The organism is Subtercola sp. Z020, from assembly GCF_002931235.1.
Taxonomy (GTDB): Bacteria; Actinomycetota; Actinomycetes; order Actinomycetales; family Microbacteriaceae; genus Subtercola.
On sequence record NZ_PSTT01000079.1, the window covers coordinates 42,604 to 49,454 of the forward strand.

5 protein-coding genes are annotated in these 6,851 nt (G+C 70.9%); 4 read left to right on the forward strand and 1 reads right to left on the reverse strand.

The genetic code is table 11. The features are described 5' to 3' along the window. The first annotated feature begins 135 nt into the window (after nt 1–135). From C5B96_RS10770 to C5B96_RS10785, 4 genes are all read left to right on the forward strand, one after another. Nucleotides 136–933, forward strand: a complete 798-nt coding sequence (locus C5B96_RS10770; RefSeq protein ID WP_104245359.1) for a hypothetical protein — start codon at nt 136–138, stop codon at nt 931–933. Nucleotides 934–953: 20 nt separating this feature from the next. Then, a complete protein-coding gene (locus C5B96_RS10775) occupies nt 954–2,147 on the forward strand; it encodes a diacylglycerol kinase family protein (protein WP_104245360.1) in 1,194 nt (397 codons plus the stop codon). A 63-nt stretch (nt 2,148–2,210) separates the two neighbouring features. Continuing rightward, nucleotides 2,211–2,447 carry a hypothetical protein gene (locus tag C5B96_RS10780; RefSeq protein ID WP_104245361.1) on the forward strand — a complete coding sequence of 79 codons (237 nt, stop codon included), beginning with the start codon at nt 2,211–2,213 and terminating at the stop codon, nt 2,445–2,447. A 16-nt stretch (nt 2,448–2,463) separates the two neighbouring features. Next, nucleotides 2,464–4,332 (forward strand): RecQ family ATP-dependent DNA helicase, encoded by a 1,869-nt coding sequence (locus tag C5B96_RS10785; RefSeq protein WP_104245362.1) that lies wholly within the window; start codon nt 2,464–2,466, stop codon nt 4,330–4,332. Between the two features lie 79 nt (nt 4,333–4,411). Here the strand turns inward: C5B96_RS10785 and C5B96_RS17845 are convergent, their stop codons facing one another. Then, entirely contained in the window at nt 4,412–6,760 is a 2,349-nt protein-coding gene (locus tag C5B96_RS17845) for a sodium:proton antiporter (RefSeq protein ID WP_233189143.1), read from the reverse strand. Nucleotides 6,761–6,851: the final 91 nt, after the last annotated feature.

Sequence of the window (6,851 nt, forward strand, 5' to 3'; positions counted from 1 at the left end):
CCTGTGCAATTTACCTGCTGAGGCAGTAAATTCCACATTCACCCAGCACAATGGTTACACCCGACAGTCAGAACTTGGCATTTCAGAAACAGGAGGATGAGGCACGGCTCTCCCGCGAGCCGGTCTCAAGCGCCCATGGCCTTCGATATCGACAACTACACGAAGACGTCGAAGAACGTCGCCTGGGAAGACCTCGATTTCGAGACGTTCCGCAGCAACCCGCTGCCTCCTGACACGCTGCGTGTCATCCGCTACATGGCGGATGTCGAGTACCACACGGTCTGCTACATGCGCGACATGCTCGTGACGCCGTCGCACCGCGACAAAGACGTGACCGGCTTCATGACGATGTGGAACCGCGAAGAGTTCTGGCACGGCGAGGCGCTGGCCGATGTGCTGCGCATGCACGACATCGAGCTCGAGTTCGACGAGCTGAAGTCGAAGCGCCTGAAGCTCGGCTGGAAAGACCGGCTCGACCCGGTGAAGCAGTCGGTTCTCTCGAACCTGGTCGGCAAGGACTTCATCGCCGTGCACATGATTTGGGGTGCCGCGAACGAGTGGTCTGCCGTCGCCGCGTACAAGCGCCTCGCTGAGATCGAGGGTCACCCGGTGCTCGCCGAACTGCTGAAGCGCATCGCGATGCAGGAGGCCAGGCACGTCGCCTTCTACGCAACGCAGGCGCGCGAACGCCTCGGCAAGAGCGTCATCGCTCAGAAGTTCGCCCGCTTCGCCCTCGGCAAGTTCTGGGGCCCGGTCGGCTCGACGATCATGGACCAGACCGAGGTCAAGCACGTGATGGGTCACATCTTCGGCGGCATCGACGGGCGCAAGGCCATCAACGCCATCGACGCGCACATCGCGAAGATGCCCGGTCTCTCCGGCCTGACGATCGTCGCCGACTCGCTCGACGGTCACGGCATCGCGGCGGTCTGAGCCGTGAGCGCGGCGGCGCGGTGAGCGGGGTCGGGGGCGCCGCGGGGGCTGGTGGCGAGGGTGCTGAGGGTGGCGCTGCTGGCGGCGGCGCTGCTGACGACGGGTCTTCCGGCTCGGCCGACCTGCCACGGGCCGCGATCGTCTACAACCCGACCAAGGTCAACATCCGGCGCCTGCGCGGCATGGTGGCCGCGATGGAGGCCGAGAAGGCGTGGGGCCCCTCGCTCTGGGCCGCGACCACCGTCGACGATCCCGGTGAGGGGCAGGCGCGGCGTCTGCTCGCCGCCTCCCCCGCGGTCATCATCGCGGCGGGCGGCGACGGCACCGTGAGCGCGGTCGCCCAGGCGCTGCTGAGCCAGCCCGTGCCGCTCGGCATCCTGCCCTCTGGCACCACCAATCTCTTCGCGCGGGCACTCGGGCTTCCTCTGGGCGTGATCGGCCTGCCGTTCGTCAACGCGCGCCGGGCCCTTCGGGCCGCCTTCAGCGACGTCGTTCGCACCGTCGATGTCGGCCGAGTGGATGCCCTGCTCGAGAACGGCGCGACCCTCAGCCGCGCGTTCACCGTCATGGCCGGCATGGGTGTGGACGCCCAGATGGTGGTGAACACCTCGTCGAAGGGCAAGGAGACGCTCGGCTGGACCGGGTACGTCGGGGCGATCCTCGAATCCCTGGTGCGCAACCGGCGCTTCGACCTGGCGTTCAGCCTCGACGGTGTCGCGCTGCCCGAGACGCCGGCTCACACGATCGTGCTCGGCAATGCGGGCGTGCTGCCGGCGGGCATCCGGATGATCCCCGGCGCCTCGATCGACGACGGCGAGCTCGACGTGGTGGTGCTCCGCCCCCTCGGTGCGGGCGAGTGGGTGCGGGCGATGCAGTGGTTCTGGCGCACCAACACGGCGTACCTGCCGCGGAGGCCGGCGACACGCGCTGCGGCCGACGGCTCGGCCCCTGTGGTCAACGCGGCGGTCTGGCACGCACGAGGTGGTGCTGTGACGCTGACCGTCGGTGTGCCGCAGGACTTCGAGATCGACGGCGAGTACCTCGGCCGCGTGGTGTCGGCGTCGGCCTGGATCGAGGCGGGCGCGCTGCGCGTGCGCGGGTCGGCCGTGCCGCCCGCAGGCGCTGCCGCGCCCGCCGCGCTGTCTGCCGCCGATGCTGCTGCCTCCGCTGACGCTGACGCATCCAGCGCCGACGCCGACGCCGCGAACGCTTGACGGGAAGAGGGGCGGGGCGCAAGGCCTCGGCGGATGTCGGAGGGGGCAGGTAGCGTCGGAGACATGAATTCGACAGACATCAAGTGGAACGACGAAGCCCGCGCCAAGGTTCTGACCGACGCCGACAACGTGCTGCGCGAGGCGGTGCTCGACCTGAACGGCTCCATGCAGGGGTCGAGCTCCGACGAGATCTACGCGGCACTCAACGACCGCCTCAAAGACCGGTTCATCGACTACGAGCCCGGCCCCGACGTGCGCAAGTACGCTGACGCCATCGCCTCCGGCGAGATCGACGCCTGACCCCGCCGCCTGACAGGTGAGCACCACAACCAACACCGCGCCCGACCGCGTCACCAAGGCGGGCGGGCCCAAGCGCGGCGCCGCGAATGCGCGTCCCGCGAAGACCGGCGCCCCGGGCATCCCGCTCTCCACCCTCGACGAGGAGATCCGCCGCACGGCGCGGGAATCCTTCGGGTGGAAGAAGCTCCGCCCGGGGCTCGAAGACGCAATGACGGCGCTGCTCGAAGGCCGCGACGTTCTCGCGATCATGCCCACGGGGTACGGCAAGTCGTCGATCTACGAGGTCACCGGCACGATGTTCGGCGGCGTCACGATCGTCGTCTCGCCGCTCATCGCGCTGCAGGAAGACCAGGTGCGCACGCTGGAGGAGGCTCCGGATGCGCCTCGCGCCGTAGCGATCAACTCCTCACGCGGTGCCGCCGCCAACCGTGCGGCCTGGTCGGCGCTCGAGCGGCGCGAGGCGCGGTTCGTGTTCCTCTCGCCCGAGCAGCTGGCGAAGTCCGCGGTGCGCCGCCGGCTCCAGGCGCTGCCGATCGACCTGTTCGTGGTCGACGAGGCGCACTGCGTGTCGTCGTGGGGCCACGACTTCCGCCCCGACTACCTGCAGCTCGGCGAAGCGATCGAGAGCCTCGGGCATCCCCCCGTGCTCGCCATGACCGCGACGGGGGCGGCGCCGGTGCGCGACGAGATCGCGCAGAAGCTGGGGCTCGCGAGCCCCTTGCTCATCGCGCGCGGCTTCGACCGGCCGAACCTCCGCTACGAGGTGCGTCGGCATGAGAGCGATGCCGACAAGCGCCGCGAGGTCGTGCGGCACGTCGAGTCGCTCGACCGGCCGGGGCTCGTCTACGTCGCGACGAGGAAGGACACCGAGAAGTACGCCGCCGAGCTGGAGCAGCGGGGCATCCGATCGGCCGGCTACAACGGCGGCATGAGCGCGAAGGCGCGCGACGAGGTGTACGAGAAGTTCATGGCCGACGAGGTCGACATCGTCGTGGCGACCAGCGCCTTCGGTATGGGCATCGACAAGCCGAACGTGCGGTTCGTGGTGCACGCGGCGGTCACCGATTCGATGGACAGCTACTACCAGGAGGTCGGCCGGGCCGGCCGCGACGGTGACGCTGCGGCCGTCACGCTGCACTACCGGCCGGAGGACTTCGCGCTGACGAGCTTCTTCGGCGGGGGCGAGCCCGATCGCGACGAGCTGGAGCGCACGTTCGCGGCGGTGCGGAAGGGTCCCGGTGCGGCTGGCGCAGCGGGTGCGGCGGGCGGCGCGGCCAGTTCGGCAGGCGCGACGGGTGCAGCGGGTGCGGCGGGCATCTCGCGGGAGGAGCTCGCCGAGGCGCTGGGCACGAGCACGCGATCGCTCGCCCGCGTCGTCGGGCTCCTGGAGGACTCGGGGGCGATCACATTGGTCGACGGGATGCTCAGGGCCACCCGCATCGCACCGCGAACCGCCGCGAAACGGGCCATCGACCATGCCGCGACCCGCTCACGCATCGAGCACTCCCGCGCGCAGATGATGCAGGAGTTCGCCGAGACCGTCTCGTGCCGCCGCCAGTTCCTGCTCGGCTACTTCGGCGAACAGCTGCCGAAACCCTGCGGCAACTGCGACACCTGCGCGTCGGGCAGCGCCTACGAGTACTTCGCCGAGCACGTGGAGCCCGGGCATCCGGAGCCGTCTGCCGGCGCTCTGGGTGGCGCCGGAGACCCGCTGCCGTTCCCTGTGGGCGCGCGGGTCAGGCACGCGGTGTGGGGCGAGGGCCAGGTGATGCGCCGTGAGAACGATCGGGTGACAGTGTTCTTCGACGAGCAGGGCTACAAAGTGCTGTCCCTAACGGCGGTCACCGAGCACGACCTGCTCAGGGAGGAGCCCGAACTCGCCTGAATCGTCGGCGGCGGCCGCGGCGGCGACGTGATCGGGTCGGCCGCTGACGGAGCCGGGCCGAGCCGGAGATGTCGGCGAGTCAGGCGGTGGGGTTGCCCTGCAGCTGGAGCGCGATCTGCTCCGCATCCAGGGCGGAGAGGGCGGCGTCGAGAGTGTCGGCGTTGAACGTTCCGTCGTCGCGGGCGTCGAGCAGCACGGTGCGCCTGGCGGCGATGAGCGCGAGCGTCTCCTGCTTCGGGGTGCGGGCGGCGGCGGCCGCGGGGTCGGGGTCGTCCGCGGCGACCGCGGCAGACGAGGGGTCGACCGCCGCGGCGTCCCCATCGGCGTCGTCGTCGAGTGCGTCGGCGTCATCGCGTGCGTCGGCGTCGTCGGGCACGTCGTCGGAGCTGCCCGAGGTCGTCGTCGTGCTGCTCGCGGCTTCGGGATGATCATCCACCGTCGTCTCGTCGAGCAGCGCGAACAGGCGGGCCCGCTCCTCGTCGGCCAGCGCTGGATCGGGCGGCGTGAGCTTCAGGAGCCGGATGACCAGCGGCAGCGTTCCGCCCTGGATCAGCAGCGACAGGGCAGCCACGACGAACGCGATCAACACCAGCAGGGAGCGGAACGGGGTGCCGTCGGGCAGGGTCTGGGCGGCGGCGACCGTGACGGCTCCGCGCATGCCGGCCCAGACCACGACGACGCCCTCGCGCCAGCCGAGCGGAGCCTGCACGAGATAGTCGATGTCGGCGAGGGTGCGGGTGATGCGTGTGGTGAAGCGCGCCATGTCGGCGACGGTGGGCGGTCGACGTCTCCGCAGCCGCCGGCGCAACCGCAGCTTGGCGCGCTCGCTGAGGTCCGCCCGGAGCGCCCGGTCGGCGTCGCTCTGCACCCGCAGGTCGCGGCCGGTGCTGTGGTCGCGGCCGGCGCTGTGCGTGTGCAGGTCGCGGTCGGCGTGGCCGGCGCGTGCCTCACGGCCCGTGCCCGATCGACGTCCCGTGCGGCCGAGCCCGGGTCCTCCGACGATCTCGCCGGGCCCCCATCCGCCGCCGGGTTGTCCGGTGCCTTCTGCCTCATCCGCCTCATGCGCGTCATGCGACTCGCGAGCCGCTTCCGCCACGGTGGCGGCCGGAGCGACCCCGGCGGCGGCATCCGCGTGCGTGGCAGCATCCACGGTGTCTGCCGGAGCGACCCGGGCGGAGTCCACGCGGGCGGCATCCGCCTCGACAGCGTGCGGGTCAACGGCACCGTCGGCGGCAGCATCCACGCCGGCGACTCCCGCGGGGGCAGCATTCGCAGCGGCGACACCGTAGCTCGCCGGCAGCTCGCGCGGACGCGCGGGGTCGCCGCGCGCGGCCCGCATCTGCTCGAGGAAGCCCGACGCCCGCTCCGCCGCCGCGGCCGGGTCGGCGAGCACCTCCTGCATCTTCGCCAACCGCGGCTTGAGCCGCTCACTCCGGGCCGAGCGGCGCTTCAGCCCGCGGAGCAGCGGCGCCACGTAGGCCGCCCGCACCAGCACCGTCAACAGCAGGGCGCCGAGCGCGATCAGCAGCGTCGGGCCGACACCGATGCGCTCCGACCCCACATCCGCGAAGATCGACGAGAGTTCGAGGCCCATCAGGAGGAAGACGGCGCCCTCCAGCACCATCTCGACCGTGTTCCAGTTCTGGGCGTCCGACAGGCGGCTCTGCGGCGAGAGCATCCGCGGCGCGAGTCGCCCGGTGACCAGCCCGGCGACCACGGCCGCGACGAGACCGGATGCGCCCAGCAGCTCGGCCGGGATCGACGCGAGGAACGGCACCGTGAACGAGAGCACCGTGCCGACGGTCACGTTCTGCAGACGGGCGCGCACGAACAGGTTCAGCCGCCCGACCGCGAACCCCAGCATCACCGCCACGGCGACCGCGAAGACGAACTCGCCAAGGGTACCCCAGAGCGACACCGCGGCTGCCGCTCCGGCGATGGCGGTGCGCAGCAGAACGAGGGCGGTGGCATCGTTCAGAAGGCTTTCGCCCTCGAGTATCGCCACAGCACGGGGCGACACAGGCGATCGCTTGACGATCGAGGTGGCGACGGCATCCGTGGGGCTGACGATCGCACCGAGGGCGATGCCCCACCAGAGCCCCAGCCCCGGAATCACCCAGGCGAAGAACAGCCCCAGCACGACGGCCGACGCGATCACCAGCACGATCGAGAGACCGCTGATCGCGGCGAACTCGCGGCGGAAGTTCATGGCCGGCATCGATACCGACGCCGAGTAGAGCAGCGGCGGCAGCACGCCCGCGAGAATCAGCTCGGGCTCGACCTGGAACGCCGGTACGAACGGCAGAAAGCTGACCCCGATGCCGAGCGCGACGAGCACGAGCGGCGAGGCGATGCGCACCTTCGGCCCGATCAGTGCGGCGGCCGCGATGCCGAGCAGGGTGAGCACGCCGGCGATCAACAGTTCCATCACCGCTCCAGACTGGCACGGCGGGCTCCGGATGCCCAGCAGCCCCCGCGCGCACCCCGCCCGCCGTGCCAGTCTGGAGCGGTGATGGAAC

Bases quoted from the DNA above. Each gene is read 5' to 3' on its own strand.
- C5B96_RS10770 (WP_104245359.1), top strand. From the start codon at position 136: ATGGCCTTCGATATCGACAACTACACGAAGACGTCGAAGAACGTCGCC.
- C5B96_RS10780 (WP_104245361.1), top strand. From the start codon at position 2,211: ATGAATTCGACAGACATCAAGTGGAACGACGAAGCCCGCGCCAAGGTT.
- C5B96_RS17845 (WP_233189143.1), bottom strand. From the start codon at position 6,760: ATGGAACTGTTGATCGCCGGCGTGCTCACCCTGCTCGGCATCGCGGCC.